At 49.7% G+C, this 24211-nt stretch carries 16 protein-coding genes and 1 tRNA gene; 9 read left to right on the top strand and 8 right to left on the bottom strand.

All coding sequences use genetic code 11. From position 1 onward, the window contains the following. Positions 1-99: 99 nt before the first annotated feature. The 3 genes from OGX93_RS19385 to OGX93_RS19375 all read left to right on the top strand — a co-directional run bounded on the left by OGX93_RS19385 (position 100) and on the right by OGX93_RS19375 (position 5826). The gene (locus OGX93_RS19385; protein WP_286449815.1) at positions 100-3573 is read left to right on the top strand and encodes an autotransporter outer membrane beta-barrel domain-containing protein; all 3474 of its coding nucleotides are present in this window, start codon (positions 100-102) and stop codon (positions 3571-3573) included. 97 nt (positions 3574-3670) lie between these two features. Next, entirely contained in the window at positions 3671-4252 is a 582-nt protein-coding gene (locus OGX93_RS19380; protein WP_012131411.1) for a LuxR C-terminal-related transcriptional regulator, read from the top strand. 62 nt (positions 4253-4314) lie between these two features. After that, positions 4315-5826 carry an EAL domain-containing protein gene (locus tag OGX93_RS19375; RefSeq protein ID WP_200003467.1) on the top strand — a complete coding sequence of 504 codons (1512 nt, stop codon included), beginning with the start codon at positions 4315-4317 and terminating at the stop codon, positions 5824-5826. Between the two features lie 297 nt (positions 5827-6123). On the opposite strand, the gene OGX93_RS19370 is transcribed toward OGX93_RS19375, so the two are convergent. From OGX93_RS19370 to OGX93_RS19360, 3 genes are all read right to left on the bottom strand, one after another. Further along, the gene (locus OGX93_RS19370) at positions 6124-8019 is read right to left on the bottom strand and encodes an amidohydrolase (protein WP_012131414.1); all 1896 of its coding nucleotides are present in this window, start codon (positions 8017-8019) and stop codon (positions 6124-6126) included. Further along, the gene (locus OGX93_RS19365) at positions 8016-8294 is read right to left on the bottom strand and encodes a XapX domain-containing protein (protein ID WP_012131415.1); all 279 of its coding nucleotides are present in this window, start codon (positions 8292-8294) and stop codon (positions 8016-8018) included. The genes OGX93_RS19370 and OGX93_RS19365 overlap by 4 nt, the downstream gene beginning before the upstream one ends. 65 nt (positions 8295-8359) lie before the next feature. Further along, positions 8360-9040: a hydrolase gene (locus tag OGX93_RS19360; RefSeq protein ID WP_012131416.1), complete on the bottom strand. Its 681-nt coding sequence runs from the start codon at positions 9038-9040 to the stop codon at positions 8360-8362. Between the two features lie 525 nt (positions 9041-9565). Here OGX93_RS19360 and OGX93_RS19355 point away from each other — a divergent pair. Beyond that, the gene (locus OGX93_RS19355; RefSeq protein WP_012131418.1) at positions 9566-10468 is read left to right on the top strand and encodes a LysR family transcriptional regulator; all 903 of its coding nucleotides are present in this window, start codon (positions 9566-9568) and stop codon (positions 10466-10468) included. Between the two features lie 211 nt (positions 10469-10679). Here the strand turns inward: OGX93_RS19355 and OGX93_RS19350 are convergent, their stop codons facing one another. Further along, positions 10680-11021 carry a helix-turn-helix transcriptional regulator gene (locus tag OGX93_RS19350; RefSeq protein ID WP_071818848.1) on the bottom strand — a complete coding sequence of 114 codons (342 nt, stop codon included), beginning with the start codon at positions 11019-11021 and terminating at the stop codon, positions 10680-10682. 182 nt (positions 11022-11203) lie between these two features. Here OGX93_RS19350 and gap point away from each other — a divergent pair, with 182 nt between their 5' ends. The 3 genes from gap to OGX93_RS19335 all read left to right on the top strand — a co-directional run bounded on the left by gap (position 11204) and on the right by OGX93_RS19335 (position 16692). Next, positions 11204-12205 carry a type I glyceraldehyde-3-phosphate dehydrogenase gene (gene gap / locus OGX93_RS19345; RefSeq protein ID WP_012131419.1) on the top strand — a complete coding sequence of 334 codons (1002 nt, stop codon included), beginning with the start codon at positions 11204-11206 and terminating at the stop codon, positions 12203-12205. Between the two features lie 384 nt (positions 12206-12589). Then, positions 12590-15133, top strand: coding sequence for an oxygen-sensing cyclic-di-GMP phosphodiesterase DosP (gene dosP / locus OGX93_RS19340; RefSeq protein WP_198448627.1), 2544 nt, complete (start codon positions 12590-12592; stop codon positions 15131-15133). Continuing rightward, positions 15130-16692 (top strand): sensor domain-containing diguanylate cyclase, encoded by a 1563-nt coding sequence (locus tag OGX93_RS19335; protein WP_198448626.1) that lies wholly within the window; start codon positions 15130-15132, stop codon positions 16690-16692. The genes dosP and OGX93_RS19335 overlap by 4 nt, the downstream gene beginning before the upstream one ends. Before the next feature lie 42 nt (positions 16693-16734). Here OGX93_RS19335 and OGX93_RS19330 read toward each other — a convergent pair whose 3' ends face one another. Next, positions 16735-18159, bottom strand: coding sequence for a glucose/sorbosone family PQQ-dependent dehydrogenase (locus tag OGX93_RS19330; protein ID WP_198448676.1), 1425 nt, complete (start codon positions 18157-18159; stop codon positions 16735-16737). Between the two features lie 627 nt (positions 18160-18786). Between OGX93_RS19330 and OGX93_RS19325 the strand changes: the two genes are divergently transcribed. Then, entirely contained in the window at positions 18787-20391 is a 1605-nt protein-coding gene (locus OGX93_RS19325; protein WP_198448625.1) for an MFS transporter, read from the top strand. A gap of 172 nt (positions 20392-20563) precedes the next feature. Here the strand turns inward: OGX93_RS19325 and OGX93_RS19320 are convergent. Both OGX93_RS19320 and OGX93_RS19315 read right to left on the bottom strand, forming a co-directional pair. Then, a tRNA-Arg gene (locus OGX93_RS19320) sits at positions 20564-20638 on the bottom strand. Between the two features lie 75 nt (positions 20639-20713). Then, positions 20714-21646, bottom strand: coding sequence for a formate/nitrite transporter family protein (locus tag OGX93_RS19315; protein ID WP_012131426.1), 933 nt, complete (start codon positions 21644-21646; stop codon positions 20714-20716). A gap of 288 nt (positions 21647-21934) precedes the next feature. On the opposite strand from OGX93_RS19315, the gene mlaA reads away from it, so the two are divergent. After that, complete coding sequence (gene mlaA, locus OGX93_RS19310; protein ID WP_024130145.1) at positions 21935-22690, top strand: phospholipid-binding lipoprotein MlaA; 756 nt, start codon at positions 21935-21937, stop codon at positions 22688-22690. A gap of 62 nt (positions 22691-22752) precedes the next feature. On the opposite strand, the gene fadL is transcribed toward mlaA, so the two are convergent. Continuing rightward, positions 22753-24102 carry a long-chain fatty acid transporter FadL gene (fadL, locus tag OGX93_RS19305; RefSeq protein WP_024130146.1) on the bottom strand — a complete coding sequence of 450 codons (1350 nt, stop codon included), beginning with the start codon at positions 24100-24102 and terminating at the stop codon, positions 22753-22755. Positions 24103-24211: the final 109 nt, after the last annotated feature.

Below are 24211 nucleotides of genomic sequence, written 5' to 3'. Positions count from 1 at the left end.
CTTAAAGTTGATGGAACGGATTCAATAGTCTCTGCGGGGGGCATATTAACCGTTGGACTTTCTGGAAGAGGAACCGCGGTTGCTTCCGATAACGGAACGTTGAGCGCTCCGGAAATCCGTATTGCGAGCAGTGCAGGTTCTTTAGGGGAATTAGCAACCGGTGCCAGAGCGGGCGAGAATGCTGTCGCTGCGGGAATGATCGACGCTCAAAAAATTATTTTTGGTTCCGGAAATGGCGTACTGACTCTGAATCATACCAGCAGTGATTTTTCCCTTGGGGCAGATATCAGCGGTAATGGGGCAATAAATGCGTTAAGCGGAGTTTCTGCGCTGTCTGGTGATAACTCAGCTTATCAGGGGGACTTTAATATTGATGCTCCTGCCACGCTGGTTATTTCAGAACAAAAAAATATCGGCTCCAGTGATATTGCGGTTACTGGCGGCACACTGGCGATTAATACCGATCATGACTGGCAGTTTATTAACCTGCTGACGGGGCAGGGTACGCTTGCAGTGAATACCGGGGGGAATATTTTTGATTTTAACTCCTCTTCACTGACCGATAATTTCAGCGGCATTCTGGCGCTTAAAGAGACCTTATTTCACCTTGCAGATACGAATACAGCTGCGCTGAAAACTATGCGACTAAAGGTGGGCCAGGGAGCGACAGTTAAAGTGGGGCCAGGACAGCAGGTTATTGATGGACTTGCCTTTGACGGCGGTACGCTGGTTTTTGGCGATATTATTCCGGGCCAGACGACGACAGAAAATACCGTACATACCACAGGAATACTGGATATTTCAGGTCAGGGAACCGTACAGGTTACAACGGGCGCGGCCTTCAGTAACGACAGACCAACGCCGGATACTCATATCCCTCTTCTGGAACAGGATAACAGCAATATTCTTGTTCAACTTGTGTCCAGTGATGGAGGCGTTATCGGTAACGGTGGTAATTTAACGCTAACTGACCAGAGCAGTAATGCTATCAGTGATGCTGTTGAAGCCGATATCGCCCAGAATGGCGTGGTGGTGGCGAAAGGAACGTATGACTATCGTCTGACCGGCGGTGACAGTGATGACGGACTTTATGTCAGCTATGGCCTGACCCAGGTCGATTTGCTGGGTAAAGACGCCGATGCGCTTATCCTTGATGCGAACGGGAAAAGCGGCAACGCGGCTGACCTGAGCGCCAGAGTGACCGGCAGCGGCGATCTGGCGTTTGACAGCCAGAAAGGCCAGACGGTGACGCTGTCGAATATGGACAATGATTACAGCGGCGTCACCGATGTGCGCAGCGGTAATCTGGCGATGCTGAACGATAACGTGCTGGGAAATACCCGCGAACTGAAACTGGCTGGCGATACCGGGTTTGATATGCGCGGTCATTCACAAACCATCGGCAAGCTCACGGCTGAAAGCGGCTCTCTGACCGATTTGAACGGCGGTCATCTGACGTTGACAAACGGTGGTGAAGCGTCTGGCGTACTGACGGGCGACGGGGAGCTCACCGTTGCAGGCGGAACCCTGAATGTCTCCGGGGCGAATACGGGGCTGAAGGCGACGACCACGATTGCTCAGGGCGCGACGGCGGTGCTGGATAATACGCTGGGGCTGGGAACCGGAGATATTGTTGCCGCCGGGCTGCTTAATCTGAGCAACGCCACGGGCGTGCTGTACAACAGCATCAGCGATGCCGGGAAAGTCGCACTGGATGCCAGTGATGTGGTGCTTGCTGGCAACAATAGCCATTTTGCCGGGACCTTCGACATCGACAACGACTCCACGCTGACGGCCTCTTCCGCGCAGCAGTTAGGCACCTCCGCGATTCAGAATGCCGGTAAGTTTGTGCTGAACACTCACGAAAACTGGTCGCTGGAGAACGGTGTTACAGGTAGCGGGAGCGTGGTGAAGAATGGCAGCGGCAACGTCACGCTTAGCGACAGCGCCCAGTGGACCGGCGCGACGGATATCAATGCCGGTGGTCTGACTCTGGGCAGCGCGGATAACGCGTTCACGCTGGCCAGTCATCAGGTCAATATCGGGAAAGACGGGCGCTTATCCGGGTTTGGCGGCGTAGCCGGAAATATGGCTAACCAGGGCACGCTATTGATTGGCGATGACGTCAGCGCGGCTCGCAGAGCGGTTTCTTCACCTGTCAGCTTTACCGTAGGCGGCAATCTGACGAACAGCGGCGATATCTGGACCGGAAGCAAAGGTAAAGATGCCGGTAATCAGCTTGTGGTAAACGGGAACTATCAGGGAGATGGCGGTCATCTTCATCTGAATACCGCGTTGAATGATGATAATTCCGTCACGGATAAACTGATTGTTAAAGGAAACACCTCTGGCACAACCGGCGTCAGCGTGACGAATGCTGGCGGTTCTGGCGCGCAGACGATCAATGGCATTGAAGTGATTCATGTTGATGGTCAGTCCGACGGTGAGTTTACGCAGGACGGCAGGATTGTGGCCGGGGCGTATGATTATTCACTGGCCCGTGGTCAGGGCGACAACAACGGTAACTGGTATTTAACCAGCCATAAGACAGATCCAAATCCGGGGCCGGGCCCGAAACCTGAACCCGATATCCGTCCTGAACCGGGCTCCTGGACAGCTAACCTGGCGGCAGCCAATACGCTGTTTGTTACGCGGCTTCACGATCGTCTTGGCGAAACGCAGTACATTGACGCGCTGACGGGCGAGAAGAAAGTCACCAGCATGTGGATGCGTCAGGCGGGCGGGCATAATGCCTGGCGGGACAGCTCCGGTCAGCTTAAAACCCAGAGTAACCGCTATGTGATGCAGGTAGGGGGTGATGTTGCCCGCTGGAGCGGCGACGGACTGGATCGCTGGCACCTTGGCGTCATGGCCGGATATGGACACAACAGCAGCAACACGCGCTCCTCATCGACAGGGTATCGCTCTGACGGTTCCGTGAACGGCTACAGCGCCGGGGTGTATGCAACGTGGTATGCCAATGATGAAACGCATCAGGGCGCTTATCTGGATTCATGGGCACAGTACAGCTGGTTTAATAACAGCGTCAAAGGCCAGGATATTCAGAGCGAATCGTACAAATCCAAAGGGATCACCGGGTCGCTGGAGCTGGGGTACACCCACAAGCTGGGTGAATTTGCAGGAAGTAAGGGCTCTAAAAATGAATGGTTTATCCAGCCGCAGGCGCAGGCCATTTGGATGGGCGTCGAAGCTGACGATCATCGTGAATCGAATGGCACACGTATCAGCGGTGAAGGGGACGGCAACGTTCAGACCCGACTGGGCGTCCGTACTTTCCTGAAAGGCCACAGCGCGATTGATGAAGGCAAAGCACGCGAGTTCCAGCCGTTCGTGGAAGTGAACTGGCTCCACAATACGCGCGATTTCGGCACAAAAATGGATGGTGTCAGCATCCGGCAGGAAGGCGCGCGTAATCTGGGTGAAATAAAAACGGGCGTTGAGGGGCAAATTAATCCACAACTCAATGTCTGGGGGAATGTCGGCGTCCAGCTGGGCGATAAAGGATACAATGACACCTCAGCAATGATAGGGATTAAATATAACTTTAAATAGCAGAAAGGGGGCGTCGTGCCCCCTTTTTCTGTCGTGAGTTCTCATCTTTATAACATTAAAAAACAATTTTCTTCAGGAAGAATAGAGTGAGGGATGAATGATTGTAATCTCAGAAAATAGTTTTTTCCATCTTGGGGTTAGCGCATTAGTAGAAAGAATGGCATTGAATACCACCCGTAATTTGATTGTGTTTGATACGGGGCGCGATTGTCTCTATATGCTTGATACTGAAGAGGCAAAGATGCCTTTTTTCCATGAACCGATTTTGATTTTTTCACATTGTCGGCGTATTTATCTCACCGAGAAAAACAGAAAATTCAAAATCGAAACGCTGCTATCAAAAACGAAATCTCATCCCGCTGTCAGACGGAAGCGAGAAGTATTAACCGTAAGTGAGTTACGGGTCATAAAAAAAGTTTGTCAGGGGATCAGTCAACGACGAATTGCAGAACAGTTCAAGGTCAGCGAAAAGACGATCAGTAATCAAAAAATGAACGCCTTGCGAAAGCTGAGCATCAATAAAACAACAAAGTTTTTCGTTGAGTATCTGGCCTGGCTGAGATTGTGGCATGAGTATGTTGAGTATAAAAACAATCAAATGCGAAAACCGGTTAAACTCTCTGTCATCACGCCTGAAACCTTTACAAAAAGGCAGAGTGAGGTTTTAATAGAGGTTTAATCTACGTAAGCCAGGATGACAATGAGTCTTGCTTATATTTAAAGGGACTTTTACAGAACTCAATGAAACAACATGCTGGGGGATTGGTGGGAAACAAGCTAGTTTTTGTGATCGTATTCTTAACCATCACTATAACCGGCATGGTGACTTTTTGGCTGGGTGCGTCCAGCCGGGTAGATAATGACAAAAGAGCATTAATCCAGCGCGTAGATTCGCTGCTGTTTGAAGCGAAACAGATATCAGATTCGTTGACCGCGCATTTAACAGAACGCTGCTCAGATGAAACGGTGCGTATGCTGACGAAACAGATACACCGTTATCCGCATATTGGGGGCATTTTCCTGTTGCAGGATTCGCAGGTATATTGCTCATCCGGGATGGCAAAACCTGAACTCAGCAATTTAACCGCAGGGGAGAACGGTAATCGGCTATTTTTAGTTGATGAAACGCCGGCATTTCGCGGGGAGCCTGTATTAGCCTACGTTACTGTGAGAGGAAATAACGCAATAGTGGTGACGATCAGTACCTACTGGTTTAAGTCGCTGCTTGCAGACAGTCGTTTACTTGTTAACGTGAATGGAAATATTCTCTCCGATGATAAGTTAATCAGTACAAATAGTATTGATTTTCAAAACTCCGCCTGGCAACAATCTAATATGTTTGATTATCAGGTAATGGAATACCCGGAACATACGGGCATTGCTTCTGTTCTTAACTTTATTTTTATTCTCTTTTTATCCGCAGCGATTGCCGTTCCTGCCGCTTTTCTGTTTAACTATACGCTACAACGAATCGCGATGTCCCGGTATATACAACTTCGCCGGGGGCTGCGCAAACAGCAGTTCGTTCCTTATTACGAACCCGTCATGAATTGTGCTTCCGGGGCATTATATGGCGCAGAAGTGGTCATGCGATGGAAGAAGGGGAACGATACATCCGTTATTAATGAAGAGATTATCTCTCTGGCAAATAAAACCGGGATGATATCTCCATTAGTTAACTTTATTTTACGACAGGTGGAAAAAGATATACTCTCTTTACGCCTCAGACTGCCGAGAACATTCTACATTAATTTCCGACTTAGTGAATCGATGATCGCTATGCCAGAACTTATTGATTCGTTTGTTGAGTTTCAAAAACGCTTGCCCAGCGATGTAAAACTGACGCTGGAATTTCCTGAGGTTGTTTATCGTGATACAACGCTTGAGTTTGATTCAGTTCTCAGGAGGTTACGTGTCGAAGGCATTAAAATTAAAATGAGCTCCTTATTTTTAGAACGTTTAAATGCTGACCGTAATTTATATCTTCCGGTTGATGCTGTCAGAATTGAAAAGTCAGTTACCGGATTAATTTCGGACTCCAAAGAACCTGTCGCGAGTGTTGATGATATTATTCGTTCGGCGGTAAATAAAAATTATACGATTATCGCGGATGGTATTGAAAATGATCAGCAGTACCACTATTTATCACTGCGCGGTGTTGTTTTACAACAGGGGAATTACTGGTCAATGCCATTGTCCAGTTTTCATTTAATGCAGTATATTATTCAGAGCGATAAAGTATTACTGTGTTAATTTCTGATAATAATGCGAAATTTATCGATATATCATGCGCATATTACCCGGAGTAATATGCGCATGTGTTTAAGTTTTAGCGCGATCTCAGCCACATATTTACCCTGGTGGCGGGCGATATCCAGTTCACGACTGTCACGAATGATCCACCACGGATTACCGCCATTGCTGAATGTTTTTTTATTCGTCAGCCGTCTTTTTCTGCACGTCCAGCCAGCCAACGGCATACCGCCGCCCCGATAAGGGGGCGAACGGCATGCGTCAGACGTTGTGAAAATGTCATGTCAGGTTCCACGGTCAGACAGCCCAGCAGGAGCAGCCAAGCGCGCCAAAGAACCCTTTCAGATCCGATACCGGCAGGCTGGATGTCCATGCGCCAGCATGATCGTGCCCGTGCAGGCCGCAGCCGTGAGAGCAACCGCAGGAGGCCATCGCCATTTGTCGTACGGCAAGCGAGTTTTTCCCCGCGCCTTCTGGCTCTCCCCATGCGGCGTAGCCTTTGAAGGTGCGCGTTGGCGACCAGTCCGGCATCGCGGGTGGGACAGGATTGTCATCCAGGGATTCGAAAGGACCCGCCCCCCAGACGATTTTTCCGCCCACCATCGTTAACTCTGAAGACAGGAAGGAGATCTCATCCTCGGCGCAGGCAAAAAAGTCTTTGTCCGGCACAATGAGATCAGCGAACTGACCGGCCTGAATACGGCCTTTTTTACCTTCTTCATTGGAGAACCAGGTGACGTTCTCCGTCCACATTCGGAGCGCTGTTTCCCGATCCAGGCAGTTACGACGCGGATAAAGCTGCATGCCTCCCACGGTTTTCCCGGTGATCATCCAGGCGAGAGAAACCCACGGGTTATAGGATGCTACGCGGGTGGCATCCGTACCGGCGGACACTTTCACCCCTTTTTCCAGCATACGGGCAATGGGCGGCGTGGCTTCCGCAGCGCCGGCACCGTAACGCTCAACGAAATATTCACCCTGATATGCCATACGGTGCTGAACCGCAATACCGCCGCCTAACGCCGCGATACGATCGATTGAACGCTCAGAAATTGTTTCGGCGTGGTCGAAGAACCAGTTAATCCCTTCAAGCGGGATATCCTGATTGACCTTCTCAAAAACATCGAGGGCGCGAGAAATGGTCTCGTCATAGGTGGCATGCAGACGCCAGGGCCAGCGGTTTTCCGCCAGAATGCGAACAACTTCTTCCAGCTCGCCTTCCATTTCCGGCGGCATATCCGGTCGCGGCTGGCGGAAGTCTTCGAAATCTGCCGCTGAAAATACCAGCATTTCACCGGCGCCGTTATGGCGGAAGTAGTCGTTACCCTGTTTGTAGGTGACGGAGCGGGTCCAGTTGAGGAAATCCTCTTTCTCTTCCTGGGGTTTTTGCGTGAAGAGGTTATAGGCCAGGCGCACGGTCATCAGATTTTCATCTGCAAGTTTCTGAATAACGGCGTAGTCATCGGGGTAATTCTGGAATCCGCCACCGGCGTCGATGACACCAGTTACGCCCAGACGATTCAGCTCACGCATGAAATGGCGGGTGGAGTTAACCTGGTAGTCAAACGGCAGTTTGGGGCCTTTGGCCAGCGTGGCATAAAGGATGCCCGCGTTGGGGCGCGCCAGTAATAATCCGGTAGGATTGCCTTTCGCATCGCGGGTTATCTCGCCTCCGGGTGGTTCCGGCGTCTCTTTTGTATACCCGACGGCACGCAAGGCCGCGGCGTTCAGGAGCGCGCGGTCATAGAGATGCAGCAGAAACACCGGGGTGTCCGGCGCAATGGCGTTGATCTCTTCGATAGTTGGCAGACGCTTTTCCACAAACTGATGTTCAGTAAAACCGCCAACCACGCGAACCCACTGCGGTGCCGGGGTGATGGCTACCTGCCGACGCAACATATCCATCGCGTCAGCCAGCGAACGTACGCCATCCCAGCGAAGCTCCATATTGTAATTAAGCCCGCCGCGTACTACGTGCGTATGGTTATCAATCAGCCCGGGTAATACCCGTTTGCCTTTCAGGTCGACGACTTTGGTTGCCGGACCCGCGAAGGCCATAATTTCAGCGTCGCCGCCAACCGCGAGAAACTTCCCGTCTTTGACTGCGACGGCGCTGGCGGTTGGGTTGCTTTTATCGAGAGTGGTAAACAGACCATGATGCAGAATAACGTCTGCGACAACATGTTGTGTCATGAGCGTTTCTCCTCTGAGGAATGACTGTCTTCAGCTGCCTGGCGGCCGGGGAGCTGCCCGAAGATATGGCTGATGGCATGTGTTTTGGTACAGGCCGAAGAAAAGGCTGTGCCGGACAGAAGTTGTTTGCCTACCGGAATAACTTGTTCGCCGACCAGCATTCCCAGCAAGCCAAGGAGGGCTATCAGCGGTGGGGCGGGGGAGCGGACATTCAGCAAACTGTAAATAATGCCGACAAGAAGTCCGGCACCCAGAGAAAGGATATACATTTTCATGCGGACCTCATCAGGACAGGCGCAATGCGTGGTGCATTACGCCTGCCGTAAATCAGTTGGAGGTGTTATTTAGCCGGGTTTGGGCCGATACGTTCGCCGTGTTGTACGCGCTCAGGCGCTTTATGAACCATAGTATAGGCATAATCGACGCCCATGCCGTAGGCGCCGGAGTGTTCACGCACGATATCCATAATGCCGTTGTAGGTCTCTTTACGGGCCCAGTCGCGCTGCCACTCAAGAATGACCTGCTGCCAGGTTACCGGTACGATGCCTGCCTGAACCATACGATCGATAGCGTATTTGTGCGCATCAACGGAGGTGCCGCCGGAAGCATCAACCACCATATAGATTTGATAATCCGCGTCTTTGACTGCACACAGGGCAAACGTGGTGTTACAGACTTCCGTCCACAGACCGGAAACAATCACTTTCTTACGACCATTCGCCGCCAGCGCATCACGCACGTTCTGATCGTCCCATGAGTTCATTGAAGTACGTTCCAGGATGTTGTTTTCCGGGAAAACGGCCAGGAGTTCGGGATAGGTGTTACCGGAAAAACTTTCGGTTTCTACGGTCGTGATGGTGGTGGGGATATTAAACAGTTTTGCCGCTTTGGCCAGGCCAACAACGTTGTTTTTCAGTACCTGACGGTCAATAGATTGTACCCCGAAGGCCATCTGGGGTTGCTGGTCGATAAAAATCAGTTGACTGTTCTGCGGGGTGAGGACATCAAGGTAATGAGACATATCACTTTCTCCTGAACTAATATAGTGTAAGCACAACATGATTAGAAATGCGCATTCCCGAAGAGAATAATGCCGTGTTATTCCTTCCTGACGTTCAACATTTTCCCGTCGCACTTATTTCATGTTACGGTATACGTGCTGTCAGCAATGTTCGTTCCTTATCCGCGTACTCTTCCTTTTTATTTGTTATCCATCCGTCATCTGATTAATGACAGGGGAATATCTTTACCATCATTTTGATCTGTCGGTCAGAATGTGACGACAGACTCAGTTTAGAAGTTTTATGGCTAACATCAATGTTCAAAAATATTACTCACTGTCTTTTAAAATGTGACAATCATATTTTTCTCATGTCTTGTTTAAGAATTTTATACAACATGTTTAAGAAAACTTTTGGAAACTTATTATTTATTAAATATTGTTCCTTGTCATGGCTCATGGGGTTTACGATTTCACCATCGGTAAACTACTATAGGGACTGTATTCATAACAGGACAATCATACGTCCCGTATCTGGTGACAGTAATGCATTTAGAAGATATTCGAATTTTTGTAACCATCGTAAATATGGGAAGTTTTACAGCAGCAGCCGAACACCTGAGTCTATCCAAACAATTTGTCAGCAGAAGAATGGCCGCGCTGGAGAAAAAAGTTTCAGCCCGATTACTGGTGCGAAATACCCGAAAGTTGTCCGTTACGGATACCGGCCAGGCTTTTTTTCATCATGCCCGGCGCATTCTGGAAGAGGTTCATGAAGCCGAGCAGGTTATCTCCGCCCGGCAGCAAAAACTGGCCGGGTCATTCAGGATTAGCCTGCCGATGACATACGGCATCAGGCGACTTGCCCCCCTGATTGTTGAATTTCAGGCGGCGCATCCAGAACTTACCGTTCATATTGATATGAATGACAGATATGTTGATGTGGTGGGTGAAGGCTACGATATGGTTTTGCGCATCGGGAACCTGATGGACTCTACCTTAATTGCTCGCTGTCTGGGTAAATTACCGATGGTGATTTGCGCCAGCCCGGATTATCTCCGTTTGCACGGTACGCCTCTGGCGCCTTCTGAACTGGCGCAGCATAGCTGCCTTTTGTATGGTCGGGAGGGGCAATTCGGCTGGAAATTGACGGAGGAAAATTCACCGAATACGTATGCCGTCAGAGGCAATCTGAGCAGTAATAACGGGGACGTGATCCGCGAGGCCGCAGAAGCGGGGGCCGGTATTGCGCTTTTGCCGCTTTTTATCGTTGAAGACTCGCTGCAACAAGGCGCTTTAGTGCAGATATTGTCTGATTACTCGCCGCCTCCGCTGACGATCAGCGCGCTGTATCCAAAACATCGCCAGCGCAGCGCAGTGACCCGGATCTTATTGCCATTTCTGGCCGAAAGAATTGCCGGCATCGTCGACCCGATTAAAAAAACATGAGTGATGTAGGGGCTGATGTTGTCAACTAAATCAGGATAGTGAATATGTTATTTGAGTATTGATGGGCTCAGGCAGTGACATAAAATGGCCGTGTCAAGCCGACGCTGATAACTATCATATGATCATCAAAGTGATGTAATCCCTGGTATTCCAGAAGGGATAAGATGTTCGTTGCTCTTTAAAATTATGCTTGCCTGATGTTCGGTTGAAATTAAACGCGTTCTCTTTTTTCTGTCATATCGCGTCTGACTTGTCCTGGCGTTTTCCCAAAGTATTGATGGAATCGTCTTGAAAAGGCTTGCTGACTGGAAAAACCTACGATAAAGGACACATCCATTATCGGTGTTCTGGTTGTCGATAAAAGTTCAAAGGCCTTATTTAATTTTAACTCTGTTACATACTGACCAAGGGTTACGCCGGTATGCGACTTGAATATTCTCTGGAGGTGCCAGGGAGAATATCCAGATCTCGCGGCTATGTCAGTAATTCGTAATGGTTTGTCTGTATTGTTGTGGAGCCATTCAAGTAGAACGTCGAGCACACTTTTGTACATGATAATACATCTGCCATTTTCGGTTATTGATTATGTATCAACGTATCATAATCATAATGCTTATATCGAACTTTATTGTGCAGTTTTTTTGATGATAACCAGCAATAAAATTATACAGCATCGGCAACCTTGTTGTGTATGTTGGTAGTGTCTTATGAGTGCTTTTATTTTGAGGATTGAATATGAAAAGAATTGGCATCAATGGTTTCGGTCGTATCGGTAGGCTGGTATTACGCCGGATTCTGGAAACCGAACTGAATGTGGAAATTGTCGCTATAAACGATCTTACCTCGCCGGATGTTTTGGCTTATTTGCTGAAATATGATTCAAACTATGGTCCCTTTAACGGCACGGTTTCCCATGCTGACGGTTCAATTATCGTCAATGGTAAAGTCATCAAAGTATTTGCTGAGAAAAATGCGGGTGATATCCCCTGGGGTAGCCTGGGTATTGATGTTGTTGTGGAATGTACCGGTTTTTATACCTCAGCAGAAAAAGCGAATGCCCATATTGAAGCCGGAGCGAAAAAAGTGCTTATCTCCGCGCCTGCTGGCGATATGAAGACCATCGTTTATCATGTGAATGATGAAACGCTCACTTCTGCTGATAACATTATTTCCGTTGCGTCCTGTACGACAAACTGTCTGGCGCCAGTGGCAAAAGCCCTGAATGACGCCTTTGGTATTAACGTCGGCACGATGACGACGGTACATGCTTATACCGGCACCCAGGCTCTGGTGGATGGTCCCCGAGGTAAAGACTTCAGGGCTTCTCGTGCTGCGGCGGAAAATATTATCCCGCATACGACAGGGGCGGCCAAAGCGATTGGTCTTGTTATTCCTGAACTTAACGGGAAACTGAAAGGTCATGCCCAGCGTATTCCGGTAAAAACGGGTTCAGTGACGGAGTTAGTGACCGTCCTGAATAAGACCGTCACCGTTGAAGAGGTCAATAACGCGCTGAGAAATGCAACAGTTGATAATGAGTCATTTGGCTATACGGATGAGCCAATTGTATCGTCTGATATTATTGGCATCCATTTTGGTTCCGTTTTTGATGCGACCCAAACGGAAGTGACCGAATTTGATGGCGTGCAACTGGTCAAGACGGTCGCCTGGTATGATAATGAATACGGGTTTGTGACCCAGTTGGTCAGAGTATTGAAGAAGTATATTTCCCTCTGATTTTTGTTGAAAAGAAACCCCTGCACAAAAATGCGGGGGTTTTTAAATGGTGATATAAATTTAGGTTATGTCAGATTTTTATTGTTGATGTGCGCTGTCGTTCAGGTAATGAAAACGGCAAACATGGCTTCGTACTGCGTAAGAAAAGGGACCGGACAGAAAAGGAATAGCAGGAATGATAAGCGTGACATATTTTATACCGCTGAGTGGAAGTAATCCGTTTGCTTCAGTAGACTTTTCCTACAGGGTTTGAATAGCGAAACGCGGCAGGTGACGTCATCACCATGTATCGGCCTGCCTGAGGCTGTGGTTTGCAGGGACAATTGTTCAGGATAATGCGACTTTCCGTCAGTCAGGCATTATCTGTTGAGGAGTTATCTGAAAATGAAAGCTGCGGCTGACAATATTCTGTTTCCTGCTCTTGAGCAGACGTTCATGGCGGTTGTCCTCGTCGACGAGCGTAACCGGGTTCTGTTCTTTAACGAAGCCGCAGAGAAATTGTGGGGCTATTCCAGGGATGAAGTGCTTGGCCGGGATATGAATATATTAATTCCCGGGCCTCTGAAGCATGTTCATGGGGATTATGTCCACCATCACCGCGACGGGGGAAATTCCCGGGTTGTCGGGATGAATCGTGAACTTCAACTGGAACGAAAAGACGGCACGCAGGTCTGGACCAGCTTTTCGCTCTCCAAAATAGACGTGGATGGCCGCATCCACTACATGGCCGCCGCCAGAGACGTCAGCAAAGAGGTAGCCAGGCGCGAGCAAAACCGTCTGTTGTTACTTGCCGTCAATAACACGGACAGAGCCGTGGTTGTTCTGGATGAACAACGTCGTATTGTCCAGACCAACCGTGCGTTCACCAGCATGTTTGGGTATGGCGCAGATGAAGCCATGAACCAGGTATTCCCTGATTTCCTGCTGTCTTCAGGAAACAGCGATGACGCGCTAAAACGTGTGGAAGAACATCTGCGGGGAAGTCGCTGGTTTCAGGAAGAACTCCTCACCGCGACCAGAAACGGCAGGGAAGTCTGGAGCAGGGTTTCGGTAAACCCTGTCCTCAATGAGCGTGACCACCGCCAGACCCGTAACCTTGTCGTAACCTTCGTTGATATTACAGAAGAACGTAATATTCGTAATCTGGAGCGGGATGTACTGGCCGCGCTGACCAGTCGGATGACTTTCCAGGAAACGGGTGATTACATCTGCCAGCGAATTGGAAATATTGCGCCAGGCGTACTGGTCTCGGTATGCCGAATCGTCGATAACCGGATGCGCCCGTGGGCAGCTCCCGGTTTTCCAAAAGAATATGGTGAATACTGGGATGGCGTGGCCGTCGGTGAAGGCGTGGCAAGCTGCGGTACTTGTGCTGCGCGTGGCGAGCCCGTCATGGTCCAGGATATCAGCACCGATCCTCTATGGGCTCCCTATAAACATCAGATGTTGCCTCATGGTTTTCGGGCATGCTGGACATACCCTGTAAAACGTCGAGATGGTTCCGTGGCAGGGACGTTTGCTTTTTATTTCAGGACACAGAATGAGCCGGATACGTTTCTGGTTCGCATTGCCGATGCCAGCGTTCATCTTTGCGCCCTGGCGATTGAGCGGGAGGAAGGTCGCCAGCAAATCGATCGACTGGTTCGGTTCGATGCCCTTACGGGGCTGCCCAATCGTCAGTATCTCTATCACCATCTGGATAAACTGCTGTCGGGTAACGAGCCGGAACTCGCCGTGTTTTTCCTCGATATTAACCGTTTTCGTAAGGTGAATGAGTCACTGGGGTATTCCGCTGGCGACCAGGTGATTATCACGCTGGCTAACCGCTTGCAGGAACGGTTCGGGCCGCATCACTTTATCAGCCGGGTGGGTGGCGCGCAGTTTGTTGTGGTGGCGAGCGCCTGTCGTGTTGATGAGGCCTCACACCTGGCTGAGCTTATGCAGCATATCGTTGGCGCTGAAATGAGCGCCGCCGGGCAGACCTTCGAGCTTAAAGCCTGTATTGGGATCAGCCATTCCATTGGCGGCGACAGGGAAACGCTGCTGGCCCACGCCGAGAGCGCGATGGAGCGGGTACGTGAAAGCGGTGGAAGCTATCAGTTTTTTAACCCGGAACTGAATCAGGCCGTCATGCAACGTCTGAAACTGGGCATGGCGCTGCGAAATGCGATTACGGAGGGTCATTTGCGGCTGGAATATCAGCCTCAGATCAGGGCTGCGGACGGGCAGGTATACGGTTTTGAAGCGCTGACCCGATGGCACGATCCGCACGCCGGCGACATCTCTCCAGGGACGTTTATTCCTCTGGCTGAAGAGACGGGAGATATAGAGCATATCGGCCTCTGGGCGCTGCGTGAAGTCTGCCGACAGCTTTTTGAATGGCGGAAAAAGGGCACGAATGTGTCGGCAGTATCTGTAAACCTGTCTGCCCATAACTTCCGTAAGCCTGATTTACCCCGTTATATCGCCGACCTGCTGAATGAATATCAGCTGCCCGGCAATATCCTGACCATTGAAATTACGGAAAGCGCCATGATGGAACTGACGGATGAGATGCTTGCGCGGGTCAGGGAGATTCGTGCGATGGGCGCGGGGGTCTCAATGGATGATTTTGGCACCGGCTTTTCCAGTCTGGCCAGCCTGGCGTATCTGCCGGTGACGGAGGTCAAAATTGATAAAAGCTTCATTGACCGGTTCGCCCGCGATCGTCGCGTCAATGCGCTTGTCGAAGCGGTTGTCAGTATTGGGCATAACCTCGACCTGACGGTTGTGGCGGAAGGTGTGGAAAATACCCATCAGCATCAGCAACTGAGAAAAATGGGCTGTTCCGTACTTCAGGGATTTCTTTTTTCCCGACCATTGTCGGCGAATACGTTACCGGTATGGCTAGAGGCTTACCGTTCACCCTTGCAGGATGCACAATCATGAAGAAAAAACTGTTACAGATGCTGAATTTGCGTCTGCTTATTATTGCTTTTGCGTTTCTGATGACCCTCCTTACTCTTTTCAATAGTTTCTATTCAGCCTGGCGTGTCCAGAAGCAGGTACTCATTGAGAATGAACTCAGTGAAAACCAGGCATATGCGGAGAGGATTGCTTCCACTATTGATTTGTATCTGGCGGTTTTCATGGAGCGTCTGGAATACAGTGCGAGCGTCATCGGTCAGCATTTCGATGATGAGAGCATTATCGCTGGTGAAATGATGAGGATGCAGCGGCGAGATTTTGGTTTTGATTCCGTTACGCTGGTGGATGAAAAAGGCAAAATTATTGGCGTGCTGCCTGAATCCCTGAACCTGAAGGGGAAAATGCTGACCACGCCAGGCGGCGTCGAGGCTCTCAAAGAAATGCAGCCGACGGTCAGCAGCGCCTACAATTCTTTGTCCGGTAATCTGGTGGTGTATATTTCACATCCCGTCAGGAATGCGCAGGGGAAATACCTCGGTTTTATTGGCGGCGCGATTTATCTGCAAAGAAGCAACGTTCTTTCTGCGCTCATTTCTAATCATTTCCGCAATGATGACAGCTATATTTATGTCGTTGATAAAAATGACCAGCTCTTATATCACCCCGATCCGGCCCGCAGAGGGGAAAAAGAGGAAGGCAATGCCGCAGTGAAAGCCGTGGAGCAAGGGCTGAGCGGCGCGATGGAGGTGACAAACTCCCGTGGCGTGGAAATGCTGGCAGGGTATGCCAGTATAAATACTTCGGGCTGGGGCGTTGTGGCGCAAAAACCAAAAGATAAAACCCTTACTGCGCTTGATGGGCTCATGTGGCAAATGATACGCGGCGTTGTACCGCTGGGTATTGTGGGGTTGTTCATTCTCTGGTGGCTGGGGAATGAAATCGTCAGACCATTGCGTCAACTGGCGGATCACGCCACTTCGATGGACAGCGATGAGTCCGCAGAAAAAGTACGAAACGTTCGATCATGGTATATCGAAGCCTCCCGACTCAGGCGCGCGTTGCTTCAGGGAATGGAATTAATCCGGGAGAAAATGAAATGGCTGAACGATCAGGCCAGCACTGACCCGCTTACCGGCCTGGTCAACCGACGGGCGGCAGAGAAACTGCTGGCTGAATACGAACATCAGCAGCGACAGTTTGCGGTGATTTCTCTGGATATCGATCGCTTCAAAGCCGTCAACGACACGTTTGGTCATGACATTGGCGATGTTACGTTAAAAGCGCTGGCGCAGCTGCTGAAGCGAAGCTGTCGTAAAAATGATACCGCCTGCCGTATGGGAGGAGAGGAGTTTATGATGTTTTTCCCGGAGACGTCGGTAGAGGCTGCGGCGGATATTGCGGAGCGGCTGAGAAAAGAGGTCGCCGCCGCAAAGATAGAGACGGTAGGGCATATCACCATTTCTCTTGGCGTGACGGTGTGGCCGTCGGGCGTTGACTCTGTCTCCCAGGCGCTGAAACGGGCTGATGAATTGATGTACCAGGCGAAACAGGCGGGCAGAAACCAGGTGGTCGCAGGATAAAAAAGCAGGCGAATACCTTATTCGTATTCGCCTGTTATTGAATTATTTGCCCGTGTATTCAAAGACGATAATAGAACCCGGGTTACTCAGATTATGCGTTGGATGGTTGGATTCATCCATCACATTACCAAAGTTATCCGTCGCCACGTAGATTTTACGGGTGTCCGGGCTGACCAGCACCATGCGGTAACGGTTTGCCGTGTGGAAATATTTCGCGACGTCACCCTGGACATCTTTCTTATCGGCATTCAGCAGAACACGGTATAGCGCGCCATTTTTCATGGAGCTGATAATCACCGAGTTTCGCCAGCCTTTAATTACGCCGTTTTCCGGGTAGTATGCCACGCTGGATGGCGCAATTGTCGGCCAGCAGATATATGAAGAATCCGGGCCGCAGCTGGCGTCGTTATAGGTAAAGCCTTCTTTGACCGTAAAGAACGTTTTAATTGGCGCTTTAAAGTCTGCGGCTTTCCACTCTGTTTCTTTCTGGACCGGAACGCCTGCCGGAATATGGTTAGGGTCCCAGGTCAGAGACGGGCAATTCGCCGCTTCAGAGTAGTTGGCATAAACGTAAGCCTGATCGTCCTGGAAACCGGCAACGTGTGGCCAGCCATAGTTGCCGCCGGGTTCGAGGATATTCAGCTCGTCATCGGAGGATGGCCCTTGTTCGGATGCGTAAAGGGTATCGCCAATAAATACCAGTCCCTGAGGGTTACGGTGTCCGTAAGTAAACAGGTGGCTTTTGATGCCTTTAATAACGGGGTTATCATCTGGAATAGAGCCATCGGTATTCAGACGCAGCACTTTACCGGCATAGGCGGTATAGTCTTTATTCTTCAGTTCATTCTCAGTGGGAATACGCTGAGCTTCGATAGGTTTACAGAAATTCGCGCCCTGGTTATGCCCTTGTTCACCGATGGTATAATACAACTTCCCGTCCGGGCCAAAGCGCAGGCGTCCACCGTTGTGGTCATTGCCTGCCGGGAATCCAGCCAGGATCTCTTTTTCATTACCCAGCTTCTGGGTTTTTTCGTCATATTCCAGGCGAACGATTTTGGCGTGTTCCTTGTCGCCGTTCATATAGGTATAGGCCGTATAAACATAATTATCGCCACCCGGTTTCATGAAGTTCGGTGACAACGCCAGGCCCAGAACGCCTTCATGCTGCGGCCCGGTATGAACCCCGCTCAGCGTAATGGCGACTTTTTTCTCACCGGTTTTCGGGTTGATACGATCGATAGAAGCGGCTTTACGTTCGGTTACCCATAAATAATCATCCGGCCCCCACACCATATCCCACGGGGCATCAAGCCCGCTAATGAGGACATGCGCGGAAAAAGGTTCTGAGGCTTGTATCTCGGTTTGTTTTGAATTTGCGGCCTGTGATGAGGTAGCGGCATAACTAACGCCAGATATGGCAAGGGCTAACGTAACAGCCTGACTGATGCGCTTTATTTTATTATTCATCATTGCGTTCCTGTATATGATAAATAGTTTCGACGGATGTCGAAATTTTCAAAGATGTAACAACTATTGTCCTTGAGAGGTAATTTGTCAAGTTGCGCCAGAAGCCGATAATTTATTAAAAATGAATCTGTTGCGATAAGGTGGAATAAGTCGATTTGGGTGTGTCGGCATTGGGGTGTTGTTTAACGTGTTGTTTGTACTGAATGTTTTCTCTGGCAGTTGTTAGAGGTTCATTTGTTGGCTTCTCACAATATCGCGATATGAATTTATTGTCTCATTTTTTGAAATTCACTGTCCGACATGTGTTGTTAATGTTGATTTTCACCCACTGGATTATGTGGTTGTGTTCTATAATGAGAGTGATGTCCATGAATAGTCTCTATTTTTCAGTGATGACACTTTATTTAAGGATTATCAGGCACATTTCTACCGGAGATGGTATTGTCTGAACGTGGATTTTAATTCTTGTTATTTATTTTTATAAAAGGTAATGTCATGAGATAAGGGACTGTATCTAAATATTCCCCATAAATCTTCTTTTCCTGTTTTGTATTTTGATTACGATATCGTTGATACCTGTGACAAGTAAATGATTACCGGTCATCTTAAGCTGGAGGGCATATTTATATGGCAGAACAACATTCATCAGCATGGTCACCTTTACGTAACCGTGTTTTTTTCATGTTATGGATAGCCACACTCTTTTCCAATATCGGGACCTGGATGAATGATGTTGGCGCCGGTTGGTTGATGACCAATTTAAGCCCGGACCCTGTCATGATTGCCGCTATTCAGGCAATGACCACGCTGCCCGTATTCTTGCTGGCGTTACCGGCGGGGGCCATTGCGGATATTTTCGACAAGAGAAAATTACTTATTCTTGTTAATATTATGATGCTGTGTGCCGCGTCTCTGCTCGCAATTATCGTCTATTTTAATGTTGTCAGTATCGGATGGTTATTATTCATCACGTTTATTCTCGGATCCGGCGCCGCGTTTTTAGGCCCGGCATGGCAGGCCATTGTACCTGCTATTGTTGAACCTCATGAATTAAAGTCCGGGATTGCGTTAAACAGTATGGGTATTAACATCAGCCGGGCGATCGGGCCCGCGCTGGCCGGTATTTTGATTTCACAGGTCGGTCTTTATCTTCCTTTTCTTCTGAATGCGTTGAGTTTTATTGCGATTATTGCTGCGGTATGGTGGTGGAAAGGAGAAGAAAAAACGAACGGGAGTCTTCCGGCTGAATCTGTTGTTGCCGCAATGGTTTCAGGTTTGCGTTATGCCCGTTACAGCCCGGAATTAATGAGAACAATAATAAAGGCTGCCAGCTTCTTTGTTTTTGCCAGCGCGTATTGGGCAATGCTCCCGTTGGTGGTGAGACTCTCACTTCAGGGAGATGCAACATTATATGGCGTGTTAACAACCAGTATCGGGATCGGCGCTGTCTGTGGCGCATTCAGTTTGCCCGCGCTGCGTAAGCGACTCAGTGCCGGCGCTCTTATTACTTCAGGAACATTCGGTACTGCTGCCGTATTACTGATATTCGCCGGAGCAGCATCTCAATATGCCGCCATTTTCGCCAGTATTGTGGCTGGTTTCAGCTGGATTATTACCTTGTCAACGCTCATGATATCAGCCCAGACAGCGCTCCCGGACTGGGTTCGCGCAAGAGGGCTGGCCTTATACCTGACCGTATTTTCCGGGTCAATGGCATTCGGTTCTCTGGTCTGGGGACAAATTGCCTCGCATACGTCAGTAACCACAGCATTACTTTCTGCCGCAATCGGTATTGTCGTTGTCTGGTTATGCGTATTAAAGGTAAAAATTGACCATGACAATATTAACTTGCAGCATTCAGACCACTTTAGCCTTGCTGAGGACGGTCTTAATGATATTACCGGCCATAACGGCCCGATGCTGGTGTCTGTTTATTATCATGTCGATGCTGAAAAGAATGGCCAATTTATCAGTTTGATGAAAAAGTTAAAAAATATCCGGTTAAGGGATGGCGGTTACGCCTGGGGACTGTTTGTAGTTCCTGAGAAATCCAATGAATTTATTGAAACATTCATGGTGTCGTCATTGGCTGAACATCTGCGTCAGCACGACAGAGCGACTGTCGATGACAGACAAATACAGCAGCAACTGGATGACATCATTCTGGATAAAAAAGCAACACACTATTTTTCTGCGAGTGTGGCGGAATCCTTTGTCATACAAGAGGAATAAGAATAAGCGTTCAGCTTATACCGCCTGGTGAATACTCGAACGTTGTGGGGCGGCAGGACTGAATCACGCATCATCCTGTCTGCCGCGTGGCAATGTAGAAATGCAAAATCACAAGACGATGGCTGATTGTGGTGGTTTTACTGAACCCGGCAGACGTCAGGAGAGGTATGTATGGTGTCCCCTGCAGGAATCGAACCTGCAACTAGCCCTTAGGAGGGGCTCGTTATATCCATTTAACTAAGGAGACGAGGCGGCACGAGTATAGCGTTTTTTACCTTGCACAGTAAGTATATCGCCGCCTGACTGCTCAAACAGTCGCCATTCAGGACTGTTTTTTCTGCTTTTCTGCCTTCTTTCCGGCACGCAGCCTGGCCTCTTCTTTGCGTCTGGCGCTCATATCATTACGAATCTGCGCATGACTCATAAGCGCGAAGATGAATGTACCGCCGCAGATATTCCCCGCCAGCGTGGGCAAAGCAAAGGGCCAGAAAAAGTCGCTCCAGTGCAGCGTGCCGTTAAACACCAGATAGAGGATTTCAACCGAACCCACGACGATATGGGTCGTGTCAGCGAGGGCGATGAGCCAGGTCATCAGAATGATCACCACGATTTTTGCGGCGCCGGCAGCAGGAAACATCCATACCATCGTGGCAATGATCCAGCCGGAAATAATGGCATTGGCAAACATCTCGCCAGGGCTATTTTTCATCACATCCATGCCGATTTTGACAAACGCATCGCGCGTTTCTTCGTCAAATATAGGCATATATTCAAAAGCCCATGCGGCGATGCCAGTACCGACTACGTTGCCCAGCAACACCACGCTCCAGAGCCGCATCAGCAGACCCGCGTTGCCCATCGTCGGGTTTTGCATCACCGGCAGAACGGCGGTGACGGTATTTTCAGTAAACAACTGCTGGCGCGCCATGATGACGATGATAAAACCAAAGGTATAACCCAGATTCTCAAGTAAAAAACTGCCGGGGACGCCGTCCAGCTGTACGTGAAAAATACCTTTCGCCAGTAGCGAGGCGCCCATTGATAGCCCTGCGGCAATGGCTGACCACAGCAGCGCCATGGCGTCACGCTCCAGCTCTTTTTCGCCGTCCTGGCGGATATGTTCGTGAATCGCCATCGCGCGTGAGGGGAGGCGATCCTCGTCGACCTCTATCTTTTTCCCGCGTTGTTTTTCTTCGCTTTCGACTTCGAGTTCGTCACTGTGTTGATCAATTTTCTCTTCGCTGAATTTATCCATTGTGAGACCTCGTGATGAACACATCTGTCTAAAGCGTAGTGGCTTTTATCCGACTGAAGGCAGGGCAAACTCTGAAATCGCAAAAAAGGCGACGCGCGTTTTTACCCGCCCGGTTAGAATGAAACCCGCCATGAGCCAGAGTTACAGGCTATGATCAAATCAACAAGAATCAGTATATAGACATCATTTGACGTGCTGTTACAATCGCTCACACCTAAACAGGCGGATACGGTCTCGTTCCGTCATGGATGGCAATCAGCGATAGCCATAATCAACAGGGAGACATTTATGAAGCTTCGCCTGTCGGCGCTTGCGCTGGGGAGCACACTGCTGGTGGGATGTGCAAGCTCCGGTACAGAACAGCAGGGGCGTTCAGATCCGCTCGAAGGATTTAACCGCACCATGTACAACTTCAACTTTAACGTGTTGGACCCGTATGTCGTTCGACCGGTCGCTGTCGCCTGGCGTGATTATGTTCCGCAGCCTGCCAGAAATGGTTTGAGTAATTTTACCAGCAACCTCGAAGAGCCTGCGATTATGGTGAACTATTTCCTGCAGGGCGATCCCTATCAGGGTATGGTGCACTTCACCCGCTTCTTCCTGAATAGTATTTTGGGGATGGGGGGCTTTATTGATGTTGCGGGGATGGCGAATCCAAAACTACAGCGTGTTGAACCGCACCGTTTCGGCAGTACGTTAGGCCATTACGGCGTGGGGTATGGCCCCTACGTGCAACTTCCGTTCTATGGCAGCTTCACGCTGCGTGAAGATGGCGGTGATATGGCCGATACCCTTTATCCGGTACTTTCCTGGCTCACCTGGCCGATGTCGATTGGTAAATGGACCATTGAAGGAATTGAAACCCGCGCGCAACTGCTGGATTCCGATGGTCTGCTGCGTCAGTCTTCCGACCCGTATATTCTGGTGCGTGAAGCATACTTCCAGCGTCATGACTTCATCGCTAACGGCGGGAAGCTTAAACCGCAGGAAAACCCGAATGCCCAGGCGATTCAGGACGATCTCAAAGAGATTGATTCTGAATAACCACACGAGGCTAATAAAAAAGGTGAGTCAAAAGACTCACCTTTTTTTACGTCTGATGAAAATCAGAACGCGTAGTTAAAGTTCGTACCGAACAGCCAGGCTTTACCGTCAGACTTGAAGGAGTAAGCTGCCGGGCCTTCCCCTTCGGTGAATTTCACGTTCTGACCGTGCATATAGGATGCGCCAACGTCAATAGAAGCATCTTCATTGAAGGCGTAAGTTGCACCCGCGCTCAGCCACAGACGGTCCTGATCGGGAATAGAAATGGAACGTTTGTTTGCCGGAACCGGGCTATCGTCATACGCGATACCGGTACGGAAAGTCCAGTTCTTATCGTAGTAGTAGGTCGTACCCAACGCGATACGGTACGCATCCTTAAAGCTTTCATCTTTATAGAAGAGCGTCTGGCCGTCGTCGCCTTTGGCTTTTAACTCCTGGAACTGGCTCCAGCTGGTATAAGTCAGGCTATAGTGGATAGCCCATTGCGGCGCGACGCGGTTATAACCGGAGATTTCCCACATTTCAGGCAGGTTCAGGGTTAAGGAACCATTCTGTGTTGCGCCGCCAGTGCCGTATGGCAGGCTTGAAAGCCCCATGCTGGCGAAAATATTGTTCAGATTTGGGTTAATGGAGCTTTTGTAATCGCCTTCGAAGTCGATTTTCACTTCAGAGCGGTAGGTCAGGCCCCAACGGTTATCCTTGTCGAGTTCATACAGGATGCCTGCGTTCCAGCCGAATCCCCACTCATCACCCTTCAGGTGGGCGATCTGGGAGTCAGGGGAGTTAATGCCATCCGTCCACTGAGAGGGTACGCCTTGTCCAACCAGCTGTTGTGAAAGCACCGGACCGAGGGAGCCCGCATAGCGCTCAATTTTAGCCTTCGCGTAAACCGCATCAAAACCAACCCCGAAGCTCCAGCTATTATTCAGGCGATAGGCACCGCTGAGGTTCAGGTTCACCGTTTGCAGGTCTGTTTTACCGCCATAGATACCGGCTGAATAGTCTTTATTGAATTCGGTGGCGAGGCCATAGTTGGAGGTAATGGATGCCCCCCAACCGAACTGATCGTTGATTGGCGCAACGAAGTGCAGGTTAGGAACCCACGCTGTTGGCGCAATATTATTCGCGTTGGCATTTTGCCCGGTTAAGTTAGAGCGGCCGGTCACATTGACATCTGGATCGATATACACTGCACCCGCAGAGAAGGTGGGGCGATCGAACATCATAATTAACGCCGGGTTGCGGCTAACGTTACCGGCATCATCTGCGATAGCGCCTTCACCCGAATAAGCCCGGCCAAGGCCAGAGGAAGAAAATTCGTTTAACTGAAAGCCTGCAGACCAGGCCTGTGTGGAGACGATTGCCACTGCGACTGCGAGAGCAGACTTTGTAAACAGGGTTTTCTGGCTCATGACCATAACCTCATCGATTTATTTTTATACAAACTATGTTACATGCCGTAACAGGAGCGCGAAGTGTAGGGTCTGAGGTACGACAGAGAAATCAGACCAGTGGCGTGAG

The organism is Citrobacter sp. CK195, from assembly GCF_030333365.1.
In the GTDB taxonomy this organism is placed as follows: Bacteria; Pseudomonadota; Gammaproteobacteria; order Enterobacterales; family Enterobacteriaceae; genus Citrobacter_B; species Citrobacter_B koseri.
Note: the sequence above shows the minus strand (reverse complement) of the source record. Positions and strands in the feature narration are given on the sequence as shown.

Coding starts and splice junctions, on each gene's coding strand:
- OGX93_RS19380 (WP_012131411.1), top strand. CDS start 3,671: ATGATTGTAATCTCAGAAAATAGTTTTTTCCATCTTGGGGTTAGCGCA.
- OGX93_RS19375 (WP_200003467.1), top strand. CDS start 4,315: ATGAAACAACATGCTGGGGGATTGGTGGGAAACAAGCTAGTTTTTGTG.
- OGX93_RS19370 (WP_012131414.1), bottom strand. CDS start 8,019: ATGACACAACATGTTGTCGCAGACGTTATTCTGCATCATGGTCTGTTT.
- OGX93_RS19365 (WP_012131415.1), bottom strand. CDS start 8,294: ATGAAAATGTATATCCTTTCTCTGGGTGCCGGACTTCTTGTCGGCATT.
- OGX93_RS19360 (WP_012131416.1), bottom strand. CDS start 9,040: ATGTCTCATTACCTTGATGTCCTCACCCCGCAGAACAGTCAACTGATT.
- OGX93_RS19355 (WP_012131418.1), top strand. CDS start 9,566: ATGCATTTAGAAGATATTCGAATTTTTGTAACCATCGTAAATATGGGA.
- OGX93_RS19350 (WP_071818848.1), bottom strand. CDS start 11,021: ATGTACAAAAGTGTGCTCGACGTTCTACTTGAATGGCTCCACAACAAT.
- gap (WP_012131419.1), top strand. CDS start 11,204: ATGAAAAGAATTGGCATCAATGGTTTCGGTCGTATCGGTAGGCTGGTA.
- dosP (WP_198448627.1), top strand. CDS start 12,590: ATGAAAGCTGCGGCTGACAATATTCTGTTTCCTGCTCTTGAGCAGACG.
- OGX93_RS19335 (WP_198448626.1), top strand. CDS start 15,130: ATGAAGAAAAAACTGTTACAGATGCTGAATTTGCGTCTGCTTATTATT.
- OGX93_RS19330 (WP_198448676.1), bottom strand. CDS start 18,159: ATGAATAATAAAATAAAGCGCATCAGTCAGGCTGTTACGTTAGCCCTT.
- OGX93_RS19325 (WP_198448625.1), top strand. CDS start 18,787: ATGGCAGAACAACATTCATCAGCATGGTCACCTTTACGTAACCGTGTT.
- OGX93_RS19315 (WP_012131426.1), bottom strand. CDS start 21,646: ATGGATAAATTCAGCGAAGAGAAAATTGATCAACACAGTGACGAACTC.
- mlaA (WP_024130145.1), top strand. CDS start 21,935: ATGAAGCTTCGCCTGTCGGCGCTTGCGCTGGGGAGCACACTGCTGGTG.
- fadL (WP_024130146.1), bottom strand. CDS start 24,102: ATGAGCCAGAAAACCCTGTTTACAAAGTCTGCTCTCGCAGTCGCAGTG.